Origin of the sequence: Brevundimonas sp. (genome assembly GCF_030704825.1) — a bacterium.
Taxonomy (GTDB): Bacteria; Pseudomonadota; Alphaproteobacteria; order Caulobacterales; family Caulobacteraceae; genus Brevundimonas.
The window spans coordinates 115,814-139,675 of record NZ_JAUYNX010000011.1 but is presented as its reverse complement, the minus strand read 5'-3'; the positions used below and the strand labels follow the sequence as shown (position 1 = coordinate 139,675).

The window sequence follows — 23,862 nt, the reverse complement described above, 5'->3', positions numbered from 1 at the left end:
AGGCCGTTGCAAAAGCCGTCGGCGGCTGAACTGTTTAAGCCAATGCGCTCAGGGTCGACGTCCCTGATCAATGCCCGCAGACAATGCGGTATCCCAGCGCGGTCACCGCCGACTGTTCTTGAAGCCGATCTTCGGGAAGTGGCATATCGGGTTCGACATAGGTGGAGGTCTCCGCACCCGAGGGGCGGTCGAGGACAAACCTGGGATAGAACAGCAGTAGACCGGTGTTGGGCAGACGAAGTGTCTGGACGCTGCCGGACTGGCGCGTTCGGACCGCACCGCCCGTCCCTGCCACCCTAGCGAAACCATAGTCTTGAACCACGTTGCTGAAGAGCACGGCGGAGGAGTAGGTTTGCGGGCCCACCAGTACGACTACCTCGCCTCTGAACTTCAGCGGCTCGGAGGGAGGCGGCACCGTCTCGGATTCGATCACGCCCGAGATCAGTTGGCCCACGACTTCGCCAGGTGCTCCCGGCTCAAGCACCCGTTTAATGTATCGTGAGCCGTGCCTGTATGGCCGGTCGGCAATGTATCGGAGCAGGCCCTCGCGCCACATATCGTCGTCCCCGCCCCCGTTGTGGCGAATGTCGATGATGAGCTCGCTCAAGCCCGCCGCGGCGATCCTCGCGAAACAGTCATGTGTGAATGCGAAGAACTGCGCTTGGTCACCCCATGCAAACGTACTGGCCGTGAGAATGGCAACCTGTTCGCCGACCTCGCATCGAAACATCCGCTCGAAGCTCGCTTCGTCTTGCAACAGGGCGGGCGTCTCATGACTGGCGGCGATGGTCTTGAGGCCGGAGTGCGCCAGCTCGAGATCGAACGTAGCGGGCGTATCGTAGACCTTGTCATAGAAGAGCCACCAGCGCTGAGCCAGCAGGGCTGATCGGAACGCCGGTGTGTCGCCGTGCACGCGCGTCAATAATTCGCGCACGACCTGATCCGCATCCCGTCCATTGATCCTTCGGATGCGCTGGCCGGCATAAGGCGTTGGTGCCCCACCTAGGGCGGAAACGATCTGCAAGTCGCCTTGCGCGTCGATGCTGACTTCAAACGGGAAAAAGGCTCCGCCGTCGGTCAGGGCCCGCGCGCTCTCCTGGCGCCAGTCGGGCAGACCGATAAAGAGGTGCCCGTCGGCCAGCACGGGGTTCAGCTGCGCAAGTGCGGACCAAGCTTGGGTCCGGGTCATTGGTCGGTCCAGACCCCGCTCTATAGACCGGTAGGCGCGCTCAAGGTCATCCCTGCTCGCAGAATGGGCGAGATCTGGATGGTTCTGCTCGATCGTCTCGACCGCCATCCGCAGGTCCGCCCGGAGGTCGGTGACCGAGACCGGTGTCTCTTCGGCCTTGGCCGCGCCGCCTGCCAGAGCCGCAACCATGAAGGCCATGCCAAGTCGCTTGAAAAGGTCCGCCATCACGGTCGCCCCAATTCGGGGCGCCGGGGTTGCCGGTCGCTCCGTTTGTTGAAATATAATGCGCATATTTCAACAGAGGTTTTTGATATGGTCAAGCCGTTCGTTCGAAGCGCCGTTCGCGACCCGGAACATGTCCGGTTGCTGAGTTCGCCTGTTCGGCAGGAGGTCGTGGACACCTTGGCGGCTTTGGGCGGCGAAGCCAGCATTGCGGCCATGGCGGAGCATCTGGGACGCCCCGCAGACGGACTCTACTATCACGTGCGCGCCTTGGCGGAGAGCGGGCTGGTGGAAGAGGCCTCAACAGCAGATGACGAGCGTCTGTATCGGTTGGGCGGCGAGGGGCCCGGACCAATACGCCTGGCTTACGATCTGGGTGCGCAGGGAAACGGGCGCGAGCTGGGCGCGTTCGCCAAGGCGCTCGTCCAAGTCGCCGTCGACGACTTTGGTGCCGCGCTCAAGGCCACGGAGACAGTAGCGGCAGGCCCGGACCGGGATCTGTGGGCCTCCCGTAACAAGGGCTGGGTGAGCAAGGAAGACTTGCGCGAGATATCGCGCCTTCTTGAGCGCCTCAGCGAGCTCACGAGCCAACGGAAAGCGACGGGCCGGGAGCGACTAGTGAGCCTGGCCTTCGTCCTGGCACCACTCAGCCCCCGCCCCCGGCGGCGCCTCAAAGCTGAACAATATGACTCAGACTTGCGGATCAAATGACGGCCCGCCTTGGCCCAACGCAGCTTTCGGCCTGAAAGCGGCCTCTTCGAACCGCCGCTATGAGTCAGAAGCGGACGTCTGCCTGACGGACGCCACGTCCGGTGTGCCTCCGGGACAGCGGATCCCGGTCAAGGAACCGATACGTTAACGATAAGCGGCGATGCTGGGCCGGGATGCGCTCGGAGCGGCCGCGATGATCAATGTATTTCTGTGCATCGCCACGGAGCACGACTGGCGGATGGTGCTGGTCGCCGCCCTGGTGTGCGCCGTGGCCACTGTGGCGACCTTCTTCCTCTATTCCAGGGTGCCCGGCTTTCCGATGTGGCGGCGCTGGGCGTGGCTGGCCATGACCGGCCTGGTGGCCGGCTCGGGCATCTGGACGACCCATTTCGTCGCCATGCTGGCGTTCAAGACCGGCCTGCCGACCGGCTATGCGGCCCTGCCCACCATGGGGTCGCTGGGCGTCGCCGTGCTCAGCACGACCCTGGGCTTCGCCGTGGGGTCGGCGGCGGTGGCGGAGGGGCGGCGCCCGGCCGCCGCGATCGGCGGCGGCGTGCTGGTCGGACTGGGCATCACCTTCATGCACTATGTGGGCATGAGCGGGTACCGGACCACCGGCGTCCTGCAGTGGGACATGGCCTATGTCTGGGCCTCGGTGCTGATCGGCGCCGCGTTCGCCGGCGCGGCCCTGTACGTCTCCCACCCCGGCTCGGGGTGGCGGCGCCAGGCGTCGGCGGCCGGGCTGCTGACGCTCGGCATCGTCGGCATGCATTTCACCGGGATGACAGCCGTGACGATCGTGCCGGACTTCGACATACCGGTGCCCGCCTCGATGATGTCGGACCCGATGATGGTCGCCATCTCGGTGGCGGTGACGGGGCTGATCCTGATCACGGCGATCGGCGGGGTGGCGTTCGACACCGCCAGCCGCAACGGCAATCTGCGCCGCCTGCGCGAGGCGCTGGACGTCATGCCGGAAGGCCTGGCCTTCTACGACGCCTCGGACCGGCTGGTGGCCTGGAACACCCAGTACGCCGACCTTTGCGGGCTGGGCGGGGTCGATCCGTATGCCGGCATGCCGTTCTCGCACCTGTTGGAGACCAGCGTCGTCCATGGGGTCTATCCCGACGCCATCGGGCGCGAGGCGGAGTGGCTGGACGAGCGCAAGGCCGCGCGCTGGGGCGATACGCCGAGCCTGACCCAGCAGACCGCCGCCGGGCGCTGGCTGCGGATCACGGAACGCCGCACCGGGGACGGGGGGACGGTCTCGGTCAGCGTCGACATCACCGACCTGAAGCGCGCCGAAGCGGAGATGGCCCAGGCGCGCGACCGGGCCGAGGAACTGGCCCGGCGGGCCGAGGTCGCCGAGACGGTGGCCGGCCTGGGCAACTGGCGGCTGGACCCGCTGACGCGCGAGGTCACATGGTCGGCGCAGATGTACCGGATCTACGGCGTCGATCCCGACATGCCGCTGGATCTGGAGGCGCTTATGGGGATGACCCATCCCGACGACGCCGGGGAGGCCGCGGCGCGGCTGAAGGGGATGCTGTCGGGGCAGAGCGACGAAAACTCGATCACGCGGATCGTGCGCTCCGACGGCGACGTCCGGTATCTGGAGGGCAACAGCCGCGTCGAGCGCGGTCCGGCCGGCGAGATCACCGCGGTGATCGGCACCATCGTGGACGTGACGGATCAGAAGACCCTCGAAGCCCGGCTCAGGCTGGCGCAGGAGGAGGCCGAGGCTGCGGCGGCGGTCAAGGGGGAGTTCCTGGCCAATATGAGCCACGAGCTGCGCACGCCGCTGACCAGCATCATCGGCTTCACCCGGCTGGCGGCCGAGCAGGCCGATCTGACCGACCTGACCCGCGCCTATGTCGAGCGGGTCGGCGACGCCAGCCGCGCCCTGCTTTGCACCGTCAACGACATCCTGGATTTCTCGAAACTGGAAGCCGGCCAGGTGAGTATCCAGGTCGAACCCGTGTCTCTCGCCAGGCTGGGACGGTCCACGCTGGACCTGTTCACGCCGCAGGCCGGGGCCAAGGATCTGGGTCTCACCCTGGACGGCGACGATCTGGGCGAAGACCTGGTCATCGCCGTCGACCCGGACCGGGTTCGCCAGGTGCTTCTCAACCTCGTCAGCAATGCGGTGAAGTTCACGACGACCGGCGGGGTGACCCTGCAGATGCGATACGATCCGGCCGCCGCGGTCCTGACCGTGGCGGTCATCGACACCGGGGACGGCATACCGCCCGACAAGCTGGACCGGCTGTTCAAGCGGTTCTCGCAGGTGGACGGCACCCTGACCCGGGTTCAGGGCGGCACGGGCCTGGGCCTGGCGATCTGCAAGGGGCTGGTCGAGGCGATGGGCGGCGAGATCGGCGTCGAGAGCCGGGTCGGGCAAGGGAGCCGGTTCTGGTTCAGCATCCCGGCGGCCCGCGCCACCCTCGCCGAGGCCGGCCCGGAGGGCGGGATGGCCGAGCCGGCCATGGTCACGGGCGTCCGCGTCCTGGTCGCCGACGACCACCCGACCAACCGGGAGCTGGCGCGGCTGTACCTGGCGGGCGTCGGCGCCGAGGTCACCGAGGCGGGCGACGGCGAGGAGGCGGTCCAGCTGGCGTCGGAATGGCCGTTCGACGTCATCCTCATGGATCTGCGCATGCCCCGCCTCGACGGGGAGGAAGCGTTGCGCCGGATCCGGGCCGTCCCGGGGCCGAATGACGCCACCCCCATCCTCGCCTTCACGGCGGACGCCGACACGGACGCTCACGAACGGCTGAGGGCCGTGGGTTTCCAGGAGGTCGTCGCAAAGCCGGTCGAGCCCGGCGCGCTGATCGCCGCCGTGGCCCGCGCCACGGCGTTCGAGGAAGAGCCAGCCAGCGAGCATGCGAATGTCGCCTAAAACCCGAATTCTCGTGGCCGAGGACGACCTCGGCGTTCGGGACCTGATCCGCACCCGGCTGGAAATGGCGGGCTATGACGTGCACACGGCGAAGAACGGGGTCGAGGCCATGAAACGGGTCTCCGAACTGCGCCCGGACGCCATGGTGCTGGACATCAACATGCCCGAGATGGACGGCTTCGGCGTTCTGGAGGCGCTGCGGACGACCGAAGGGATCAAGCCGATCCCCGTGCTTGTCCTGACGGCGCGGCACGCCAGCGACGATGTGCGGCGGGCGGTGGGCCTGGGCGCCAAGGACTATCTGACCAAGCCGTTCAACGAGGGCCAGCTTCTGGCGCGGGTGGCCCGATTGCTTCGTCGACCCCTGCCCGGGCCCGGTCAGGCCGATTCGGTCCTCGTCTAGCCGCCGTCAGGGGCGCGCCGGTCGTCACTCGACCTGCCACACCCGCACCCAGTCCACCTCCATCCGCTGCGGGAACACAGCGTCGTCGATGCCTTCCGCCCCGCCCCAGTCGCCGCCGACGGCGATGTTGAGGATCAGTTGGAAGGGCTGGTCGAAGGGCCAGGCGGGCTTGCCCGTGTGTTCGTTGTCGAAGCGGTGGTAGTCGACGTCGTCGAGGGCGAAGACCACGGCCTCGGGGGTCCAGCGGACCTGGTAGCGGTGGAAGGCGTCGCAGGCGTCGGGGACGGCGATCTCGGCGCCGCGCTGGGTCTTGGCCACGTGGTTGTAGGCGCCGGTGTGGACCGTGCCGTGGACCACGCCGGGGCGGTGGCCGACGTGCTCCATGATGTCGATCTCGCCGTCCCCGGGCCAGGATTCGAGCGCGACCGGCAGCATCCAGATGGCCGGCCAGGTCCCGCGGCCGCAGGGGATGCGGGCGCGGACCTCGAAGACGCCGTAGGTCCAGCCCGCGCCGCGGCTGACCATGCGGGCCGAGGTGTAGTTCTGGCCGCCGTGGTCGGGGAAGCGGGCGGGGTCGAGGGTTTCGCGCCGGGCCTCGAGGATCAGAAGGCCGTTCTCGATGCGGGCGTTCTCGGGGCGGGCGGCCGAATAGTACTGGGCCTCGTTGTTGTACCAGCCGGTGGGATTGGCGTGGGTGTCGAAGGTCCAGCGGGCCGGGTCGGGCGGGCCGTCGGCCTCGAACTCGTCGGCCCAGACGAGGCGGAGGGTTTCGGGCGCGGGGGGCGAGGGCGTTTGCGCCTGGGCGGCGGGGGCGGCGAAGGTCAGCAGGAGGGCGAGGAGGGGGGCGAGGAGGGGGGCGGGACGCATCGGACGCTCCTGGGCGCCGGGCGGGCGCGGGCGTCCCTTGTAGCGGATGGGCGGGGGCGGGTCAGGCCTCTTCGGCCCCGGGCGGGCGGCGCAGGGCGCGGGCGGCCAGGAGGTCGGCGACGGCCGCGTAGTGGTCGGCGATCTCCTGGTTCGAGGCCCGTTCGCGCGGGTCATGGGTTTCGGCGGCGCGGCGGCGCCAGAGTTCGGCGCGGGCGCGCAGGGTGTCTTCGTCCATGCACGGTCAACGATTGAGCTGCGCCGTTTCATCCCCGGCCGGATGATTTTCAGCGCCAGCCGGCGTCTCGGACCCGGGCCTCGGCCGGGGCGTCGAGGGTCTGGCCGGCGATGACGGCGTCGACGGCGGCCAGGACGGGGGCGGGGATGTCGGCGGCGGCGGCGCGCAGGCCGGCGGCGGGCGGGGCGGCGGGGGCCAGGGCCTGGAGGATCCAGCCCTCGCCCTCGCGGCAGGCCAGGCCGGCGAGGCGGGCCTGGCCGGCGTGGAAGGTGCGGCACCAGCGGCCGTCGGCGTCGCGGAAGGTCAGGCCGACGGCGCGGCCCTCGGCGTCGGGGCCGTCGGCGGTCAGGCGGGCGTCGAGAACGCGGACCAGGCCGGGCTCGGCGAGGGCGCCGTGATCGCCGACCGTGAAGCCGCCGTCCGCCTGTCCGCCGCCCAGCCAGCCGAGCGACAGGCCGGCGACGAAACAGGCCGCGGCCAGGCCGGCCCACAGGGGCGCGCGGCGGGGCTGGAAGGCGTCACGCAGGGCGTCGGCGAGGCGGGGGCCGAGGGGCTGTTTCGCCGGAGCTGCGGCGATCAGCCGGGCCAGGGCCTGGTCGCGCGGATCGGGGGCGACGGGGACGGCCTCGCGGGCGAGGGTGCGCAGGCTGCGCAGGGCCGCGAGCCGGCCGGCCAGGACGGGGTCGGCGGCGGCGGCGGCGTCGAGGGCGGCGCCGGCCTCGGGGGACAGTTCGCCGTCGACGCGGCGCATCAGGGTCTCGTCGTCGTAGGCGGTCATGCGCTCACTCCCTGTTCGGCCAGGGTCTGGACCAGGGTCTGGCGGCCGCGCACCAGCCGGCTGGTCAGGGTGCCGGCGGGGACGCCCAGGACCCGGGCGGCCTCGGCGTAGGACAGGCCGTCGATCAGCACCAGGGCCACGGCGAGGCGCTGGTCGTCGGGCAGGGCCTGGATGGCGTCGCGCACGGCCAGGGCGTCGGCGCGCAGGGCCTCGCCGGCCATGGCGGCGTCGGCGACGTCGGGCGTGCGCTCGTCGGCGGGCGCAACCACCCGGGCCCAGCGGGCGTTGGATCGGGTCTGGTCGATGAAGATCCGCCTCATGATGGTGAAGGCCCAGCTGTCCAGCCGCGTGCCGGGGCGAAAGCTCGATCGCTTGACGAGGGCGCGTTCGACGGTTTCCTGCACCAGGTCATGGGCGTCGGCGTCGGACCGGACCAGGACGCGCGCGAAGCGGCGCAGCCGCGGAAGAAGGTCCACCAGCCCCGTCTGAAACTCGTCCAAGCACAAAACCTCGTCATGAGGGATGGAACGACCCGGCCCCGGCGTTTCATCCATTGTAGCGTCAACGCGAAAGTTTTTGAAAAGAAGGACCTTACGGAAATGCCGTCCGCGCCGATGCGCCTGCTGCTGTCGATGCTTGTCGCGGCCCTGACCCTGTTCGTGGCGAGCGGGCCGGCGGCGGCCCAGATCGGGCTGCCGGGCGGGGGGCTGCCCGGCCGCCTGCCGCAGACGCCGGGCCTGCCAGACCTGCCCTCGCGCCTGCCCGACGCCGGGACGGTGGAAGGACTGGCGCGCCAGGGTCTGGCCCAGGGCCTCGAGGCGCCTTCCCGCCTCAGCGGCCTGATCCGGCGCTCGGGCGGGGCGCTGGAGGCCGACCCCCGGGGCTGGCCCGTGGTGCGGAACGAGGTGGTGGCCATCGACCTGACCCCCGAGGCGCGGCGCCTGGCCCTGGCGGCCGGCTTCACGGTGGCGCGCGAGGAGCGGCTGGCGGCGCTGGACATGAGCGCGACGGTGCTGGTTCCGCCGCGCGGCCTGTCGTTGTCCCGGGCCCTCGAGCGGCTGCGCGAGCTCGATCCCGGCGGCGGCTACGAATTCAACCATGTGCACGCGCCGGCCGGGGCGCTGGACGACGCGGGGCCGCCGCCCCCCGCTTCATCCCCGCCCCCGGTCGCGCCCCAGGGCGAGGGCGGGCGGATGGGGCTGATCGACACCGGGGTCGACGCCCGCCATCCCGCCGTGGCCGGGGCGCGCATCATCCAGCGCGGATTTTCCGGAGAGGCCCGGGCGGCCCCGCACGGCACGGCCGTGGCCTCGCTGATGATCGGCCGCTCGGGGGCCTTCTCGGGCGCGGCCCCCGGGGGTGAGCTCTACGCCGCCGACGTCTATGGCGGCGCGCGCGCCGGGGGATCGTCCACGGGCCTGGTCCAGGCCCTGGCCTGGATGGCCGAGAACCGGGTGCCGGTGGTCAATGTCAGCCTGGTCGGGCCGCGCAACGCCGTGGTCGAGGCGGCGGTGCGGCGCGCCACGGCGCGGGGCATGCTGATCGTCGCCGCCGTGGGCAACGACGGACCCGCGGCGCCGCCCCTGTATCCGGCCGCCTATCCCGACGTCGTCGGGGTGACCGCCGTCAACGGCCGGGGCCGCGTCCTGCCCGAGGCCGGACGCGGCCCGCAGGTCGATTTCGCCGCGCCGGGCGCCGACATGGCCGCGGCGGGCCCGGGCCAGGGCTATGTCAGCGTGCGCGGGTCCTCCTTCGCCTCGCCGCTGGTGGCCGGCCTCCTGGCCCGCCGCCTGCACCGCCCGGACCGGGGCGACGCCGAAGCGGCGATCGCGGCGGTGGCGCGGGCGGCGGACGACGCCGGCGCGCGCGGCCCGGATCCGGTCTACGGCCGCGGCCTGGTGGCGGCGGACCGGCGCGTCGAGCCGCGGTCCGTCGGGGCCCGGGGACAGCTGACCCGATAAAAACCGGACGCCGGCGGGATGAATCCGCGGCGGGGGATCGTTGGAAGGATCGAGGGCGCCGGACGCCCTGCGAAACTCCAGGAGACATCCTCATGCGCAAGACCCTGATGCTGATCACCACCGCTACCTTCGGCCTCGCCCTGGCGGGCGCCGCCAACGCCCAGGTGCTGGGCGGCGCCGGCGGCCTCGGCGGCGGCCTCGGCGGACAGGTCGGCGGTCTGGGCGGCCAGATCGGCGGCTCGGCCACGGGCAGCCTGACCGGCTCGGTCGACGGCTCCATGGTCCGCGACCGGGTGGCCGAAACCACCGCCCGGACCGAACGTCTGCGCGCCCGCGCCGAGCGACGCGCCGAACAGGCCCGCCAGCGGGCGATCGAGGCGGAAGAGCGCGCCCAGGCCCGGGCCGTCGGCACGGCCCGCTCCGCCTATGGCGCCGCCCAGGGAGCGGAAGCCTCGGCTTCCGGAGCCCTGAACGGAACGCTCAACGGCGCCGCCGGCGCCGGCCAGGGCGCCCTGTCGGGTGATCTCGGCGGCGGCGTCGCCGGATCCGGTTCGGCGTCCGGATCGGGCTCGGGCGACCAGACCGCCGACCGTCCGCGCCGCTCGCGCCGGGCCAACGCCAACGCCAACGCGGACGCAAACGGCTCCGCCTCGGCCAACCGCAACGGCGCCTCGGTCCAGGCCGGCGCCAACGCCAGCGCCGGGGCCGGAACCCGTCGCGACGACTGAGTCCATCCCCGGACCCAGGTCAGACCTGCCCCGCCGGTTCGCGCCGGCGGGGCTTTTTTGTCCGCGAGGCAGACCGACCGTCGTTCCGCCAATGGACTTCCCTCCCGGGGCGCGGCATCCTTTCGCCCGCCAGCCGCGGGGACTTCGCCATGATCCGTCTCGCCCATCTCAAACGTCGCCTCGGCCAGTACGCCGCCCTGTGGGTCGGCGGTTTCGTGCTGGGCGGCGCGGCCATACTGATCGGCCTCGGGTTCATGGATCTGATGACGGCGACGGACCTGGTGTTGCCGGTGCTGCTGGGCGCCATGGCGCTGGGGCTGGCCGCCGGCCTGGTGACCAGCCTGCTGTCGGATGAGACGGTCGGCACCAAGCTGGCGCTGCTGCTGCTGGCGGTCCTGCTGGCCCTGCCCCTGTTGTGGGCGCCGGTGTCGGCGGCGGTGGCCATCGCCTTTTTCGCCGACCGGTCGATCGAATATTCGGAGGCCTACGCCGCCTTCCAGATCGGCATATCGCGCGTGCTGTTCCCGATCGGCGAGGCGCTGGGAGACGGCGAACTGTTCGGCTGGATGTGGACCGCCTTCCAGTGGGTGTCGACCGTTGTCGGCTTCCTGTCGGCCGTGGCCAAAATCTGGCCGGCGATCCGGCGGCTGCTGGGACCGGAGCCGCCGGTCGAGGCGTGAGACCGCCGGGGCCGGCGCGGAAAAGGCGGTCGGGGAGAACCGCCCTTGCCGATCTGACGGAACCTATCTGCCCTCGAAGATCGGGGCGAAGCCGCCCCACATCATACGCTTGCCGTCGAAGGGCATGTCCATGCCGGCGAAGTCGGGGTCGGACTGCATCTCGGCAAAGCATTTGTCGGCCGAGGCGCGGTCGGGCCAGCGCAGCCACGAGAAGACCACGACCTCTTCGGGCTCGAGCTTCACCGCCAGGTCGAAGCCGGTGACCTTTCCGGGCGGGACATCCTCGCCCCAGGTCTCGACCTGTTCGAGGGCGCCGTATTTCTGGAACAGCGGCCAGGATTTGCGGGCGGACTCGAGGTAGGCCTCCTTCTTGGCGGCCGGAACGGGAAGCAGGAAGCCGGTGATCCAGGACATGTTTTTTACACTCCGCTTGGGGGCTATCGCTCGCGACGCGGTCGCTCGCTGCTTGAGCCCATTGTGAGTGGGCCAACGCTCGGGACGCGGTCCCTCGCTGCTTGAGCCCGGGGTGGGGTTTCGTCAGTCGGCTTGAGACTCATGCCGCTTTCGGTTAGATATGGCAAGCATGAAGTTAGAAAAAGTAACCAGTGAGTCCCGACGGCGTTACGACGACGCCTGTGGAACCGCGCATGGACTGGAGCTCATCGGCGAGCGGTGGGCCCTACTGATCGTGCGCGAGCTGATGCTGGGGCCGCGACGGTTCGGGGACCTGCGGGCCAGTCTGCCGGGGCTGAGCGCCAATGTGCTGACGCAGCGGCTGGAGGGACTGGAGGCCGCCGGAGTCGTCGTGCGCCGCAGGCTGCCGCCGCCGGCGTCGGTGCAGGTCTATGACCTGACCGACTGGGGCCGCGAGGCCGAACCGGTCATCAGCGAACTGGGCCGCTGGGCGGCGCGGTCGCCCGGGCATGACCCGACCCTGCCGTTGAGTCCGGTGTCGATGATGCTGTCGTTCCGCACCATGTTCGACGCGGGCAAGGCCGGGGACGCGCGGATGACGCTGGGCTTCCGGTTCGGCGAGGAGACCTTTGTGGTCGAGGTGGCCGACGGCGCGCTGACGGCCCGACGGGGGGACACGAACGGCGCCGACGTCGTCGTCGCCTCGCCGCCGGAAGCGGTCGCCGCCGTGGTCTATGGCGGCGGGCCGGTCGACGGGCTGGCGATCGAGGGCCGGCGCGCGGTGTTCGAGCGCTTCGCCGACTTCTTCGAACTGCCGGCCAAGGCGGGATAGAGGCCGAACGCCGTCTCAGCCCGGGCGTACGGTTCCCGAGGGGTCGTGCGGCGCGTGCCGGTCGACGTCGTCGCGATCCAGGCCGCCCCGGCCGGGCCGGGGAGCCTGACCCTCCGGCGGCTGGCGTCCATAGCTGCCGGTCCGGGCGGGAGAGGGCGCATCCATGACCGGATCGCGGACCTCATAGGCGCCGACGAGCTCGCCCTTGGCCACCGTCGTGCCTTTCAGCACATTGACCAGTTCGACCAAGGGCGTGTCCGCCGACAGGTCCAGCCGACGGTCGAGGCCGAAGATCTGGAAATGATAGCGATGCGGTCCGTGGCCGGGCGGCGGCGCCATGCCCAGCCAGCCCGGCCGTCCGCCGCTGTTGAGGCCCTGGACCGCCCCGCCGACGCCTTCGGGCTCCGCGACGGGCTCGATCCCGGCGGGCAGGGCGTGGAGGGCCCCGGGGATGTTCCACATCAGCCAGTGGACCGTCGGCGTCTCGCGCGGCGCGTCAGGATCCTCGACCACGAGCGCATAGCTGACGATGCCGGGCGGGCCGCTCCACGACAGGGGCGGGGAGGTTTCGTCTCCGGCCTGGCTGTGTTCGGCCGACAGCCAGCCGTCGCTGTCGACGGCGTCGGACGTGAGGGTCAGGGCCCCACCCTGATACGGCTCGATTTTCTGGAAGGTGATAGCCTGTCCGGAATGGTCGGGGTGCTGGCGCCGGGTCATGAAGGATCTCCTGTGACAGGAGAACGGCCTCGCACGCGGATGGTTCGGCGCCTTGCCCGACGGCTGCGTCCCGGCGCATGCTGAACCCATGACCAGCCCGCCCGTGCCCGGCGAACGCTACGCCTCGTTCAGCCAGTTCTATCCCTACTATATCCACGAGCACTCCAACCGGACGTGCCGGCGGATCCATGTGGTGGGATCGGCGCTGGTGCTGGTCGTGCTCGCGACGGCGGTCGTGACGCTGAACCCATGGTGGCTGCTGGCCATGCCGCTGGTCGGCTACGGCTTCGCCTGGGTCGGGCATTTCTTCTTCGAGAAGAACCGGCCGGCGACGTTCAAATATCCGCTGTGGAGCCTGATGGGCGACTGGCGGATGTTCTTCGAGACCGTCACCGGCCGGCGGAAATTCTGAACGGCGTCAGCGGTTCGCCGGGTCCTGGAAGGTGAACAGGCTGACCGCCAGGACGGCCGCGGCGTCGCGGTCCGGGGAGCCTTGCGGCGGCAGGAAGAAGGTCGGCCGCAGGCCGTTCAGCTGAACGCCTCCGATCTCGACTCCGTCGCGGGTGAAGACATAACCCAGCACCGCGCCGCCGCCGAAGGGCAGGCCGCCGATCCGCTTCGTCTCGGCTTTGAGGGTGATGTCGCCCCAGGTCAGTTCGCCGGCGCGCTGCGGCTGTTGCAGCCGGGCGAGAAGGCTGCCGCGCGAGAGGGCGAGGCTGAGGCGGGCGTTGGCCGGAGCCGCGCCGCCATAGACGCAGTCATAGCTGAGGGTTTCGCGGTCGAAGGTGATCCACAGGATCCGGGTGTGGCTCTGACCGCCGCCGCAGTCGCCGGTCACCTCGCCCATGGCGGGGGAACTGACGCTGAACTCCGTTCGGGCCATGTCGCGCGACTGCCACGGCAGGCGGGTGCTGGACCCGCGCGAGGTCGCCGACCCGCTGTATTCGCCGATGCCGAAACCGGGCCGGAACAGGCTGGGGCCACGCCTGCCCTCAAGGCCCAACCGCTCGGTCCGTTCGGTCATGGGGGCCGTCTGCGGGGACCGGGCCGTCGTTTCGCCGGCGGTCAGAACCAGGCAGCACAGGGCCAGTGACGTCGTCGCGAGCGTCCTCATGATCGCCTCCCCCAAGGTGAAGGCCGCGACCATAATATCATTTCACAGAACGGCAATTCGCGGGCGCGCGGCGGACGCACGGAGGCCCGTGCGGAGACCTAGTTCGAACCGGCGTTGGTTCCGGCCGAGGCCATCAGCGTGGTCTGGCTGGGCAGGTTGTCCCAGGACGGGGGGCAGCCCTCGAAGCGGCCGGCGTCGACGATGGTCAGACGGCGCTGGTTAAAGCGCATGGCCGGGGACATCGAGCCGCGGCCGTGGCCGGTGTAGAGGTCGATCTTCTGGCCCTTGATCGCGCCGCCGGTGTCGGAGGCGTACCAGTAGCCGTCGTGGACCGTGCCGTCGGGCATCCGCATGCCGACCGTCTCGCGGATGAACAGGCGGGTGCGGCGGGGGATGTAGCGGGGATCGGTCGCGACCGTGCGCATGGCGATCGGCCGGCAGCCGAGGCTGTCGTTACCCGTCGCTCCGCCGCCGCCCGCATGGTAGAGGTTGGCCCGTGCGCTCCAGTCGGCGTCGCGCTGCATCAGGGTCTGCTGGTCGGTGTTGAGCACGGGCTCGGCGACGCCGCTGTCTGTGGAACCTTCCGCGGGGGGGACGGTTGATTCGACGCCCCAGCCCGCGCTCGTCGCGGCCTGGTAGGACATCGGATCGCCGGTCGCCTGGACCTGGGCGGGAAGGGCCATCGCCATAACAATGGCGAACGCAGCGGCTTTGCCGAGCATGAGGCGGACTCACGGAAACGCCGGCCCCGTACGCGTCCGACGGCGGGCTTGTCGCCGCCAAATGTGGCGGAAACCCGACATTCGTGCTGCGCTGCGACATCGCGTCCGGCTCTTCGGTGGATAAGTGGACCTTGTCACGGTCACGCCGAATCTCGTTTGGCCAACGGCGCGAAACCTGTAAGCAGTATTCGCAGATCAACATCACTTTGCTGGGGCGCGATGCTTACTGTCTACGGATATATTCGTTCGGGAAACTGTTTGAAGGTCAAGTGGTTGCTCGACAGGCTGGGGCGTGATTATCGGTGGATCGAAACCGACGTCGTGTCGGGCGTGACGCGCAGTCCGGAATTCCTGGCCCTGAATCCCGCGGGACAGACGCCGACGGTGGTGCTGGAGGATGGCCGGGTGCTGGCCCAGTCCAACGCCATCATCGGCTATTTCGGCGAAGGCACGCCGTTCATCCCCGCCGATCCCTACGACCGCGCCCGGATGTACGAATGGCTGTTCTGGGAACAGTACAGCCACGAACCCTATATCGCCGTGGTCCGGTTCCAGAGGCTGCTGGGCGGCAAGCGCGCGGACGAGATCGAGCCGCGGCTGATGGAGCGCGGCCATGCCGCCCTGGCCCGGATGGAGGCGGCGCTGGCGGACACGGACTGGCTGGTGGGAGACGGTCCCACCCTGGCCGACCTGGCCCTGGTCGCCTATACGCGTGTCGCGCCCGAGGGGGATTTCGACCTCGGCGCCTATCCCGCTGTCGTCGCCTGGATCGGGCGGGTGGAGGACGCGTTCGGGATACGCTAGAGCGATCCGGTCATTCGCCGGAGCCCGCCATGAAGCGTCTCGTCCTCGCCGCCCTCGTCCTCGTCGCCGCCGGCGGCGTGGCGCTGCAGGCCGACGCCTGGGGCAATACCGGCCACCGGCTGATCGGGGTGGCGGCGGTGCGCGGCCTGCCGGACGAGCTGCCGGCCTTCCTGCGCACGCCGGGCGCGGCGGCCGAGGTCGGGGAGCTGGCGCGCGAGCCGGACCGCACCAAGGGCGGCGGCCAGCCGCACGACCGCGAACGCGACACGGCCCATTTCGTCGACCTGATCGAGGACGGCCGGGTCATGAACGAACAGGGCCTTTCGATCGACGCCCTGCCGCGGCTGAAGTCCGAATATGACGCGGCGCTGGCGGCGGCGGGGATCGAGGTCGACGACGCCGGCTACCTGCCCTACGCCATCATGGACGGCTATCAGCAGCTGGTGCGCGACTTCGCCACCTGGCGGGTGCTGAACGCCGCCGAGGCGCGCGAGACCGATCCGGGCAGGCGGGCGTGGTACCGCGAGGACCGGCTGCGCCGCGAGGCCCTGATCCTGCGCGACATGGGCTATCTGGGCCACTATGTCGGCGACGGGTCGCAGCCGCACCACACCACCATCCACTACAACGGCTGGTCGCGGGACGTCCCCAACCCCGAGGGCTACACCACCTCGCGCCAGACCCACGGCGCCTTCGAGGGGGCGTTCACGGCACGGGTCGCGCGGCTGGACGCGGTGGAGGCGGCGATGGCCGCGCCGGCGCTGGACGGCTTCGATCTGCGCGCCCGCGTGCCGGCCTATCTGAAGACCACCCTGGCCCAGGTGACGCCCTTCTATGCCCTGGAGAAGGCCGGCGGGTTCGGCGAGGGCGACGCGCGCGGCGGGGCCTTCGTGACGGCGCGGCTGGCGGCGGGGGCGTCGGAGCTGCGCGACCTGTTCGTGCTGGCCTGGCGCGACGCGGCGGACGACTCGATCGGATGGCCGGCGGTCAAGGTAGCCGAGGTCGAGGCCGGGACCGCCGACCCGTGGCTGGCCATGTACGGCGAGGACTGATTGGCCGACCCCGCCGAAGCCCTGATGGCGGTCGCCTCGCGCCTGCGCGCGGCGGGGCGGGCGACCGAGGCGGCGACGGCCTATCGGCAGCTGCTGGCCCTGCGGCCCGACCTGCCCGACAGCTGGTTCAACCTGGCCCTGATGGAGCGCCAGTCCGGACGGTTCGAGGCGGCGCTGGCGGCCTATGCCGAGGCCCTGCGGCGCGGGGTTTCGGGGCCGGAGGAGGCCTGGCTGAATCGGGGCGTTATCCACGCCGACGACCTGGGACGGCCCGACCTGGCGCTGGCCGATCTGGAGGCGGCGCTGGCGGCGGCGCCCGACTGGCTGCCGGCGCTGCTGAACCTGGGCAATCTGCATGAGGACATGGGGCGGCGCGAGGCGGCGGCGGAAGCCTACGCCCGGGCGCTGGCCGTGGCGCCGGGGCATCCGGTGGCGCTGGCGCGGGCGGCGGGACTGGCCCGGCCCACGGGACCGGACGATCCGGTGATCCTGGGCTTGCGGACGGCGCTGGACCAGGCCGGCCTGCATCCCGAGGACCGGGCGGAGCTCGCTTTCGCCCTCGGCCGGGCGCTGGACCAGGTCGGGGCGTATGACGAGGCCTTCGCCGCCTACGCCGCCGCGAACGCCGCCAGCCGCGCAGCCGACCCGGAGGGCCCGCCGTACGACCGGGCGGGGCATGAGCGGTTCGTCGACAGCCTGATCGCGGCCTTTCCCGAGCCGGCGACGCCGGTCGCGGGGGCGGACGGGGGGCCGATCTTCATCTGCGGCCTGTTCCGGTCCGGCTCGACCCTGGTCGAGCAGATCCTGACGGGGCACAGCCGGGTCACGGGCGGCGGGGAGCTGGGGCTGGTCCCCGGACTGGCGCGGGCGATCGCCGGCTATCCGCAGGCGCTGAGGGACGCCGGACCGGAGGCGCTGGCGCGGTTGAGGGGGCTGTATCTCGACGGGCTTAAGGTCGCCCGGCCCGGCGCCGACGCCGTCACCGACAAACGGCCGGACAACTTCCTGCACATCGGCCTGATCAAGGCGATGTTCCCGGCCGCCCGCATCGTCCACACGGTGCGCGAGCCGCTGGACGTGATCCTGTCCAACTGGTTCCTGCACCTGGACCGGTCGATGGCCCATGCGCTGGACCTCGAGGACCTGGCGCACTGGCACGGCCAGTACGAGCGGCTGATGCGTCACTGGAAGGCGCTGTATCCGGACATCCTGGACCTGGACTACGACGCCCTGGTGGTCGAGCCACGGCCGGCGGTGGAGCGGCTGCTGGCCTATTGCGGGCTGGACTGGGAGGAGGGGGTGCTGGACTTCCACAAGACCGCGGCGCCGGTGCGGACGGCCAGCGTCTGGCAGGTGCGCGAGCCGCTGTACCAGCGCTCGTCGGGGCGGTGGCGGAACTACGAGACGCATCTGGACGGGGTGCGGGCCGCGCTGGGAACGGATAGTCAGGGCTGATGTCCGAGCCCGTTTCACCCGTCATCATCCTCGACAAGTCCCAGATGGCCGAGAACATCGGCGCGGTGGCGCGGGTGATGGCCAATTTCGGGCTGGCGGAACTGCGGCTGGTCGCGCCGCGCGACGGCTGGCCGCAGGAGCGGGCCTGGGCCACGGCCTCGGGCGCCGACTGGGTGCTGGAGGGGATCCGGGTGTTCGACAGCGTGGCCGAGGCGGTCGCCGACCTGAACACCGTCTTCGCGACGACGGCCCGGCCGCGCGAAACGCGCCAGCCGGTGCGAACGCCGCGTGAGGCGGCGCGGGTGCTGTACGACGACCGGGCGTCGGGGCTCGGGGTCGGCCTGTTGTTCGGGGGCGAGCGGGCCGGGCTGGAGACTTCGGATATCGCCCTGTGCCAGGGCATCGTCACCATTCCCATCGACCCGCGCCACCAGAGCCTGAACCTGGCCCAGGCGGTGGCGATCAACGCCTATGAGTGGCGCACCCTGCTGCTGGACGCGCCGCCGCCGAATTTCCGCGAGGGCGAGCCGCCGGCGTCGGGGGCGCTGATGCTGGGCATGTACGAGCATCTGGAGAAGGAGCTGGACGCCGCCGGCTTCTTCCATCCGCCGGAGAAATTCCGCTCCATGAGTCAGAACCTGCGGGTGATGCTGGGGCGGGCGGGGTTCACGGCGCAGGAGGTCGCCACCTTCCGCGGGGTGATCACGGCCCTGTCCAAAGGGCGGGGACGGGTGCTGGCGCGGCTGGCGAAGAAGGCGGCGGGGGAGGGCTGAGTGTTCTCGCCGTCATCCTCGGATCAAGCCCGAGGGTGACGGTTGAAGGGTGGGAATCAGAGCGTGGCGCAGAAGGCCGGCACGGTTTCCGTCGCCGGGCCGTACAGGCCTTCGTCGAACCGGCGACCACCCGGGGTCGGCTCCAGATTGATCTCGACCGTGCGGGCGCCGGCGGACCGGGCCAGTTCCACGAACCCCGCCGCCGGCCAGACCGCGCCCGAGGTGCCGATGGCGACGAACAGGTCGCAGGCCGCCAGCGCCGCCTCGATGCGGTCCATGTGCAGCGGCATCTCGCCGAACCAGACGATGTGCGGACGCAGCCGGCCTTGAGGGTGGTGCGGCGACGGCTCGTGCGTCGCCAGATCGCCGGGCCAGTCGCAGACCCGGCCCGTGCGGGTGCAATGGGCCTTCAGCAGTTCGCCGTGCATGTGGATCAACTCGAAACCGGCGGCGGGCGGGGTCGCGACGTGGACGCGGTCGTGCAGGTCGTCGACGTTCTGGGTGACCAGCAGGAAGTCGCCGTCCCAGCGGGCGGCGAGGTCGGCCAGGGCATGGTGGGCGGCGTTGGGATGCACGGTCGGCAGCTGGCGGCGGCGGCGGTTGTAGAAGTCCTGCACCAGGGCCGGGTCGCGGGCGAAGGCCTCGGGCGTGGCCACGTCCTCGAGCCGATGGCCCATCCACAGGCCGTCGTCGGCGCGGAAGGTGGGAACGCCGGATTCGGCCGAGACGCCGGCGCCGGTGAGGATGACGAGGTTTCGGCGGTCGCGCATCAGCCTCGCGACCGCCGCCGCCGCGAGCGCTCGCGTTGCGACGCCGCGCTGACGCTTTCGCTTCGCTGATGTTCGATATCGAGGGTGAATTTGACCCTTTGATCGTAGTCCCGGTCGCCCTTGATCGAGACGGCCCGGACAATCCGGATTGCGCGCCAGAGGACGAACGCGTTCCACGCAAGGACGACGGCCATGGCCAGCGACCAGGCGATCCAGGACGACGGTCGCTCAAGATTGCGGGACAGGAACCCGACGAACATCGCCGCAATGAAACTGAGCCCCAGGACCGGCGACTTGTATCGATGCGCGATGTCGTGATCGACCCAACGTCGGACACGGAGATAGAAGTTTGCCTTCGCCGCCTTCGCCATAGCAGAACGGATAGCGATCCAGATCAGACTGGCAATGGTCAAGGCGGTTTCGGCCCGACGGGCGGATCGCTAGAACCGTGGCTGACTCGCGAAAGGACCTGCCTATGAAAACCCGCGCCGCCGTCGCCTTCGAGGCCAAACGTCCGCTGGAGATCGTCGAGGTCGATCTGGAGGGGCCGCGCGCGGGCGAGGTGCTGATCGAGATCAAGGCGACGGGCATCTGTCACACCGACGCCTATACGCTGGACGGGCTGGACTCGGAGGGCATCTTCCCCTCGATCCTGGGCCATGAGGGCGCGGGGGTGGTGGTCGAGGTGGGGCCGGGGGTGACCTCGGTCGCGGTCGGGGACCATGTGATCCCGCTGTACACGCCCGAGTGCCGGCAATGTAAAAGCTGCCTGAGCCGCAAGACCAATCTGTGCACCGCCATCCGGGCGACCCAGGGCAAGGGCCTCATGCCCGACGGCACCTCGCGCTTCAGCTACAAGGGGCAGGCGATCGCCCATTATATGGGCTGTTCGACCTTCTCGAATTTCACCGTGCTGCCGGAGATCGCGGTGGCGAAGATCCGCCGGGACGCGCCGTTCGCGAGCGCCTGCTATGTCGGCTGCGGCGTGACCACGGGGGTCGGGGCGGTGGTCAATACGGCGAAGGTGGAGCCGGGGGCCAACTGCGTGGTGTTCGGGCTCGGCGGCATCGGGCTGAACGTCATCCAGGGGCTGAAGATGGTGGGGGCCGACATGATCGTCGGCGTGGACATCAACGATACGAAGGACGAGTGGGGCCGGCGGTTCGGGATGACGCATTTCGTCAATCCGAAGAGCGTGCCGGACGTGGTGGCCCATCTGGTCGAGCTGACCGGCGGCGGGGCCGACTACACCTTTGACTGCACCGGCAACACCACGGTGATGCGTCAGGCGCTGGAGGCCTGCCATCGCGGCTGGGGCGAGAGCATCGTCATCGGCGTGGCCGAGGCGGGCAAGGAGATCGCGACGCGGCCGTTCCAGCTGGTCACCGGCCGGGTGTGGCGCGGCTCGGCCTTCGGCGGGGCGCGGGGGCGGACGGATACGCCGAAGATCGTCGACTGGTACATGGACGGCAAGATCGAGATCGATCCGATGATCACGCATACGCTGCCGCTGGAGCGGATCAATGAGGCCTTCGACCTGATGCATGCGGGGGAGAGCATCCGCAGCGTGGTGGTGTTCTGATCGGAAGGAGGCCGACATGGCCGACTGGTACTCACGTCCGATGCTGTTGGTGGCGGATGTCGACGCCGCCTCGAAATTCTACGTCGGGAAACTCGGCTTCTCGGAAGCGTGGCGTTTCGCCGAGGCGGACGGACAGGCGTTCGTCGCCCAGGTGCAACGGGCCGGCTGCGAGATCATCCTGTCCAGCCAGTGGCCGGACAAGGTCGGAATGGGAATGCTGTTCATCTCGCTGACGGCGGTGGATTGGAAGGCGATGCCCCGCGCGCTGGCGGCCGGGGGCGTCGTCTGCACCGAGGGGTGGTGGGGCTATCGCACCTGGGTCGTGGACGATCCCGACGGCAACCAGCTGTTCTTCCCCGATCCGGATGATCCGGGCGAGGGTTGACCGCCGCTTGCGCTGTCCTGTCCGTTCGTTATAAAAACGGACTAGATCAGGTCAGGGAGGTCGCCATGTTCACTCACATCACCGTCGGCGCGAACGACGTCGAGGCGTCGCGCAAATTCTATGACGCCGCGCTGGGCGCGCTCGGACACGAGCCGGGCAGCGGGCCTGACGCCAAGGGCCGCTACTGGTGGCGGACGCGCATGGGCGCCTTCGCGGTCGGCAAGCCTATCGACGGCGAGGCGGCCTGCCACGCCAATGGCGGCACGATCGGCTTCGCGGCCAGGACGCCGGAAATGGTCCACGCCTTCCACGACGCCGGCGCCGCGGCCGGCGGCCGCTCGATCGAGGATCCGCCCGGCGAGCGGAACGGCCCGTTCGGGAAACTGTACCTGGCCTATCTGCGCGACCCGGACGGCAACAAGGTCTGCGCCCTGCATCGTCCCGGATAGCCGCTGCGCGGCTTCCGGGATGACAAGGAGGGGGTTAGAGGGTCGGGCATGGAAACCCTCAAATCCCATGCCGTCCACGGCGGAACGCTCCGCTACCTGAAGCACGACAGCGCCGTGACCGGCGCGCCCATGACCCTGTCGGTCTTCGTTCCGCCGGGCGAGGGGCCGTTTCCGGTGCTGATCTGGCTGTCGGGCCTGACCTGCACCGAGGACAATTTCACCACCAAGGCGGGGGCCTATGCGTCCGCCGCCGGGCATGGCGTGATCGTCGTCGCGCCCGACACCTCGCCGCGCGGGGAGGGCGTCGCGGACGATCCGGCCTGGGACCTGGGGCAGGGGGCGAGCTTCTATGTCGACGCGACCGAGGCCCCCTGGACGCCGCATTTCCGCATGGAGAGTTATGTCGTCGAGGAGCTGATCGGGCTGATCGACGCCGAATTCCCGACGACGAAGGCGCGGTCGATCAGCGGCCATTCCATGGGCGGGCACGGGGCGCTGACCCTGGCGCTCAGGCATCCGCACCTGTTCCGGTCGGTGTCGGCCTTCGCGCCGATCGCCTCGCCGACGCGGTGCCCATGGGGCGAGAGGGCGTTCACGGCCTATCTGGGCGACGACCGGGCGGCGTGGGACGCGCATGATGCGGCGCGGCTGATCGAGGAGGGTGTGGGCGGCGGCTGCTACGACGACATTCTGATCGACCAGGGCGACGCTGATCCGTTCCTCGCGGAGCAGCTGAAGCCCGGGCTGCTGGTCGCGGCGGGACAGGCGGCGGGGCAGACGATCACCCTGCGGATGCAGCCCGGCTACGACCACTCCTACTTCTTCATGGCCAGTTTCATCGCCGACCACCTCGCCTTCCACGCGAAACGGCTGAAGGCCTGAGGCGGGCGTGGCAGGATCGGCGCTGCAACCGGAGGGGTTCCGATGAGACTGACCGCCCTGGGCTTCGGCCTGATCGCCCTGGCCCTCGCCGCGCCGGCGACGGCGCAGCAGCAGATGACCGATCCGGACTTCCGGCCGGAGGTCGCCCGCCCGGCGTACGTCGGCGACGCCCCGGTGGTCATGATCGACGGGGCGCACAATAATTTCCACACCGTCGACGGGCGCTACGCGCCTTTCGCCGCCTTGCTCAGGGCCGACGGCCTGGAGGTGCGCGGCGGGACCGCGGCCTTCGACGCCGGCGGGCTGGACGGAGTCGACGTGCTGGTCATCGCCAATGCGGGTCCGATCGACGGCGGCTCGCCCTTCAGCGCGAGCGAGATCGAGGCGGTCGAGGCCTGGGTGCGGGGCGGGGGAAATCTGCTGCTCATTGCCGACCACGCGCCCTTCGGGGTCGCCGCGGCCGATCTGGCGATGCGGTTCGGCGTCGGCATGGGCCAGGGCTGGACTTTCGAGCCGGCGGACAACGCCAACGGGGTGACTAGCCAGCTCGTCTACGCCGGCGAACGGCTGGGCGATCACGCCATCACGCGCGGGCGCGGCGCCGACGAAGCCGTCGCCTCGGTCACGGCCTTCACGGGCCAGTCGCTGATCGCGCCGGAGGGGGCGGCGGTGCTGATGCGCCTCGGCCCGAAGGCGTGGGAGGCCGCAACGCCGCAGGACGCAACCGCCGTGGCCGAGGCCATCCGCACCGGAACGTCAGACAACCCGGCTGTCCATTCAGCGGCGGGCCGGGCGCAGGGTCTGGCGTTCACCCACGGCGAAGGCCGCGTCGTGGTGCTGGGCGAGGCCGGCATGCTGTCGGCCCAGTGGGTCCGGTTTCCGGACGGCCGCGCCGACCTGCGGTTCGGCATGAACGTCGCCCCGGGCAACGCCCGGTTCGGGCTGAATATCGTGCACTGGCTGACGGGTCTTCTGCCCTGAAGCCGTGCTAAGGGATGGCCATGACTGACGCTTCCGAAGCCGCCCACGCCGACATGTTCGCCGCCCTGTGCCGGGAGGTCGGCTTCTGCCTGCATCCCAAGGGCGAGAAGCGGGTGCGGGAGGCGTTGCCCAACGGTCTGGACGCGGCGGTGCGGGCGGTGTTCGACGCCGAAGGGGTGGATTTCGCCTCGTCCACGGGCGACCTGCGCCGGGCCGTGCGCGACTGCCTGAAAGCGCATCTGCCGCAGGGTTGAGGC

The 23,862-nt window shown here is 70.4% G+C and carries 29 protein-coding genes; 18 read left to right on the top strand and 11 right to left on the bottom strand.

Translation table 11 applies throughout. The annotated features are described in order from the left end of the window. Positions 1–67 precede the first annotated feature (67 nt). Positions 68–1,189 carry a S41 family peptidase gene (locus Q8Q71_RS04405; RefSeq protein ID WP_305758423.1) on the bottom strand — a complete coding sequence of 374 codons (1,122 nt, stop codon included), beginning with the start codon at positions 1,187–1,189 and terminating at the stop codon, positions 68–70. Between the two features lie 63 nt (positions 1,190–1,252). On the opposite strand from Q8Q71_RS04405, the gene Q8Q71_RS04400 reads away from it, so the two are divergent. The 3 genes from Q8Q71_RS04400 to Q8Q71_RS04390 all read left to right on the top strand — a co-directional run bounded on the left by Q8Q71_RS04400 (position 1,253) and on the right by Q8Q71_RS04390 (position 5,424). Next, a complete protein-coding gene (locus Q8Q71_RS04400; protein ID WP_305758422.1) occupies positions 1,253–2,122 on the top strand; it encodes a helix-turn-helix domain-containing protein in 870 nt (289 codons plus the stop codon). Positions 2,123–2,315: 193 nt separating this feature from the next. Next, the gene (locus tag Q8Q71_RS04395) at positions 2,316–5,021 is read left to right on the top strand and encodes an ATP-binding protein (RefSeq protein WP_305758421.1); all 2,706 of its coding nucleotides are present in this window, start codon (positions 2,316–2,318) and stop codon (positions 5,019–5,021) included. After that, a complete protein-coding gene (locus Q8Q71_RS04390; RefSeq protein ID WP_305758420.1) occupies positions 5,011–5,424 on the top strand; it encodes a response regulator transcription factor in 414 nt (137 codons plus the stop codon). The genes Q8Q71_RS04395 and Q8Q71_RS04390 overlap by 11 nt, the downstream gene beginning before the upstream one ends. Before the next feature lie 24 nt (positions 5,425–5,448). Here Q8Q71_RS04390 and Q8Q71_RS04385 read toward each other — a convergent pair whose 3' ends face one another. The 4 genes from Q8Q71_RS04385 to Q8Q71_RS04370 all read right to left on the bottom strand — a co-directional run bounded on the left by Q8Q71_RS04385 (position 5,449) and on the right by Q8Q71_RS04370 (position 7,780). Continuing rightward, a complete protein-coding gene (locus Q8Q71_RS04385) occupies positions 5,449–6,291 on the bottom strand; it encodes a glycoside hydrolase family 16 protein (RefSeq protein WP_305758419.1) in 843 nt (280 codons plus the stop codon). 61 nt (positions 6,292–6,352) lie between these two features. Beyond that, a complete protein-coding gene (locus Q8Q71_RS04380) occupies positions 6,353–6,526 on the bottom strand; it encodes a hypothetical protein (protein WP_305758418.1) in 174 nt (57 codons plus the stop codon). Between the two features lie 49 nt (positions 6,527–6,575). Beyond that, a complete protein-coding gene (locus Q8Q71_RS04375; RefSeq protein WP_305758417.1) occupies positions 6,576–7,304 on the bottom strand; it encodes a hypothetical protein in 729 nt (242 codons plus the stop codon). Beyond that, entirely contained in the window at positions 7,301–7,780 is a 480-nt protein-coding gene (locus Q8Q71_RS04370) for an RNA polymerase sigma factor (RefSeq protein WP_305758416.1), read from the bottom strand. The genes Q8Q71_RS04375 and Q8Q71_RS04370 overlap by 4 nt, the downstream gene beginning before the upstream one ends. A gap of 123 nt (positions 7,781–7,903) precedes the next feature. On the opposite strand from Q8Q71_RS04370, the gene Q8Q71_RS04365 reads away from it, so the two are divergent. The 3 genes from Q8Q71_RS04365 (at position 7,904) to Q8Q71_RS04355 (ending at position 10,673) form a co-directional block, all read left to right on the top strand. Beyond that, positions 7,904–9,265 carry a S8 family serine peptidase gene (locus tag Q8Q71_RS04365; protein WP_305758415.1) on the top strand — a complete coding sequence of 454 codons (1,362 nt, stop codon included), beginning with the start codon at positions 7,904–7,906 and terminating at the stop codon, positions 9,263–9,265. A gap of 92 nt (positions 9,266–9,357) precedes the next feature. After that, positions 9,358–9,993 carry a hypothetical protein gene (locus Q8Q71_RS04360; protein ID WP_305758414.1) on the top strand — a complete coding sequence of 212 codons (636 nt, stop codon included), beginning with the start codon at positions 9,358–9,360 and terminating at the stop codon, positions 9,991–9,993. Positions 9,994–10,142: 149 nt separating this feature from the next. After that, a complete protein-coding gene (locus tag Q8Q71_RS04355) occupies positions 10,143–10,673 on the top strand; it encodes a hypothetical protein (RefSeq protein ID WP_305758413.1) in 531 nt (176 codons plus the stop codon). 63 nt (positions 10,674–10,736) lie between these two features. On the opposite strand, the gene Q8Q71_RS04350 is transcribed toward Q8Q71_RS04355, so the two are convergent. After that, positions 10,737–11,087, bottom strand: a complete 351-nt coding sequence (locus Q8Q71_RS04350) for a DUF1428 domain-containing protein (RefSeq protein ID WP_305758412.1) — start codon at positions 11,085–11,087, stop codon at positions 10,737–10,739. 169 nt (positions 11,088–11,256) lie between these two features. Between Q8Q71_RS04350 and Q8Q71_RS04345 the strand changes: the two genes are divergently transcribed. Next, a complete protein-coding gene (locus Q8Q71_RS04345; RefSeq protein ID WP_305758411.1) occupies positions 11,257–11,919 on the top strand; it encodes a winged helix-turn-helix transcriptional regulator in 663 nt (220 codons plus the stop codon). 15 nt (positions 11,920–11,934) lie between these two features. Here the strand turns inward: Q8Q71_RS04345 and Q8Q71_RS04340 are convergent, their stop codons facing one another. Further along, entirely contained in the window at positions 11,935–12,636 is a 702-nt protein-coding gene (locus tag Q8Q71_RS04340) for a YbhB/YbcL family Raf kinase inhibitor-like protein (RefSeq protein ID WP_305758410.1), read from the bottom strand. An 88-nt stretch (positions 12,637–12,724) separates the two neighbouring features. On the opposite strand from Q8Q71_RS04340, the gene Q8Q71_RS04335 reads away from it, so the two are divergent. After that, positions 12,725–13,048, top strand: a complete 324-nt coding sequence (locus tag Q8Q71_RS04335) for an Mpo1-like protein (RefSeq protein WP_305758409.1) — start codon at positions 12,725–12,727, stop codon at positions 13,046–13,048. Between the two features lie 6 nt (positions 13,049–13,054). Here the strand turns inward: Q8Q71_RS04335 and Q8Q71_RS04330 are convergent, their stop codons facing one another. Together Q8Q71_RS04330 and Q8Q71_RS04325 are read right to left on the bottom strand one after the other, a co-directional pair. Beyond that, on the bottom strand, positions 13,055–13,750 hold the full coding sequence (locus Q8Q71_RS04330) for a hypothetical protein (RefSeq protein ID WP_305758408.1): 696 nt from the start codon (positions 13,748–13,750) through the stop codon (positions 13,055–13,057). 98 nt (positions 13,751–13,848) lie between these two features. After that, positions 13,849–14,472 (bottom strand): 3D domain-containing protein, encoded by a 624-nt coding sequence (locus tag Q8Q71_RS04325; RefSeq protein ID WP_305758407.1) that lies wholly within the window; start codon positions 14,470–14,472, stop codon positions 13,849–13,851. Positions 14,473–14,691: 219 nt separating this feature from the next. Between Q8Q71_RS04325 and Q8Q71_RS04320 the strand changes: the two genes are divergently transcribed. Genes Q8Q71_RS04320 through Q8Q71_RS04305 form a run of 4 tightly spaced genes read left to right on the top strand, consistent with a single transcriptional unit; the run spans position 14,692 to position 18,556 of the window. Continuing rightward, complete coding sequence (locus Q8Q71_RS04320; protein ID WP_305758406.1) at positions 14,692–15,276, top strand: glutathione S-transferase family protein; 585 nt, start codon at positions 14,692–14,694, stop codon at positions 15,274–15,276. Positions 15,277–15,305: 29 nt separating this feature from the next. Then, the gene (locus tag Q8Q71_RS04315) at positions 15,306–16,328 is read left to right on the top strand and encodes a S1/P1 Nuclease (RefSeq protein WP_305758405.1); all 1,023 of its coding nucleotides are present in this window, start codon (positions 15,306–15,308) and stop codon (positions 16,326–16,328) included. Next, complete coding sequence (locus tag Q8Q71_RS04310; protein ID WP_305758404.1) at positions 16,329–17,783, top strand: sulfotransferase; 1,455 nt, start codon at positions 16,329–16,331, stop codon at positions 17,781–17,783. It abuts the gene before it with no gap. Continuing rightward, positions 17,783–18,556 (top strand): RNA methyltransferase, encoded by a 774-nt coding sequence (locus Q8Q71_RS04305; protein WP_305758403.1) that lies wholly within the window; start codon positions 17,783–17,785, stop codon positions 18,554–18,556. Before Q8Q71_RS04310 ends, Q8Q71_RS04305 begins: the two co-directional genes overlap by 1 nt. Before the next feature lie 56 nt (positions 18,557–18,612). On the opposite strand, the gene Q8Q71_RS04300 is transcribed toward Q8Q71_RS04305, so the two are convergent. Continuing rightward, a complete protein-coding gene (locus tag Q8Q71_RS04300; RefSeq protein WP_305758402.1) occupies positions 18,613–19,326 on the bottom strand; it encodes an NAD-dependent deacylase in 714 nt (237 codons plus the stop codon). Next, positions 19,326–19,697 (bottom strand): hypothetical protein, encoded by a 372-nt coding sequence (locus Q8Q71_RS04295; RefSeq protein ID WP_305758401.1) that lies wholly within the window; start codon positions 19,695–19,697, stop codon positions 19,326–19,328. Before Q8Q71_RS04295 ends, Q8Q71_RS04300 begins: the two co-directional genes overlap by 1 nt. A gap of 104 nt (positions 19,698–19,801) precedes the next feature. On the opposite strand from Q8Q71_RS04295, the gene Q8Q71_RS04290 reads away from it, so the two are divergent. The 6 genes from Q8Q71_RS04290 to Q8Q71_RS04265 all read left to right on the top strand — a co-directional run bounded on the left by Q8Q71_RS04290 (position 19,802) and on the right by Q8Q71_RS04265 (position 23,859). Further along, positions 19,802–20,908 (top strand): S-(hydroxymethyl)glutathione dehydrogenase/class III alcohol dehydrogenase, encoded by a 1,107-nt coding sequence (locus tag Q8Q71_RS04290; RefSeq protein ID WP_305758400.1) that lies wholly within the window; start codon positions 19,802–19,804, stop codon positions 20,906–20,908. Between the two features lie 16 nt (positions 20,909–20,924). Next, positions 20,925–21,293: a glyoxalase/bleomycin resistance/extradiol dioxygenase family protein gene (locus Q8Q71_RS04285; protein ID WP_305758399.1), complete on the top strand. Its 369-nt coding sequence runs from the start codon at positions 20,925–20,927 to the stop codon at positions 21,291–21,293. Positions 21,294–21,358: 65 nt separating this feature from the next. Then, positions 21,359–21,742 carry a VOC family protein gene (locus tag Q8Q71_RS04280; RefSeq protein ID WP_305758398.1) on the top strand — a complete coding sequence of 128 codons (384 nt, stop codon included), beginning with the start codon at positions 21,359–21,361 and terminating at the stop codon, positions 21,740–21,742. Between the two features lie 48 nt (positions 21,743–21,790). After that, positions 21,791–22,624 (top strand): S-formylglutathione hydrolase, encoded by an 834-nt coding sequence (gene fghA / locus Q8Q71_RS04275; protein ID WP_305758397.1) that lies wholly within the window; start codon positions 21,791–21,793, stop codon positions 22,622–22,624. Positions 22,625–22,666: 42 nt separating this feature from the next. Next, the gene (locus Q8Q71_RS04270; protein ID WP_305758396.1) at positions 22,667–23,605 is read left to right on the top strand and encodes a DUF4350 domain-containing protein; all 939 of its coding nucleotides are present in this window, start codon (positions 22,667–22,669) and stop codon (positions 23,603–23,605) included. A 20-nt stretch (positions 23,606–23,625) separates the two neighbouring features. After that, positions 23,626–23,859 carry a hypothetical protein gene (locus tag Q8Q71_RS04265; protein WP_305758395.1) on the top strand — a complete coding sequence of 78 codons (234 nt, stop codon included), beginning with the start codon at positions 23,626–23,628 and terminating at the stop codon, positions 23,857–23,859. Positions 23,860–23,862: the final 3 nt, after the last annotated feature.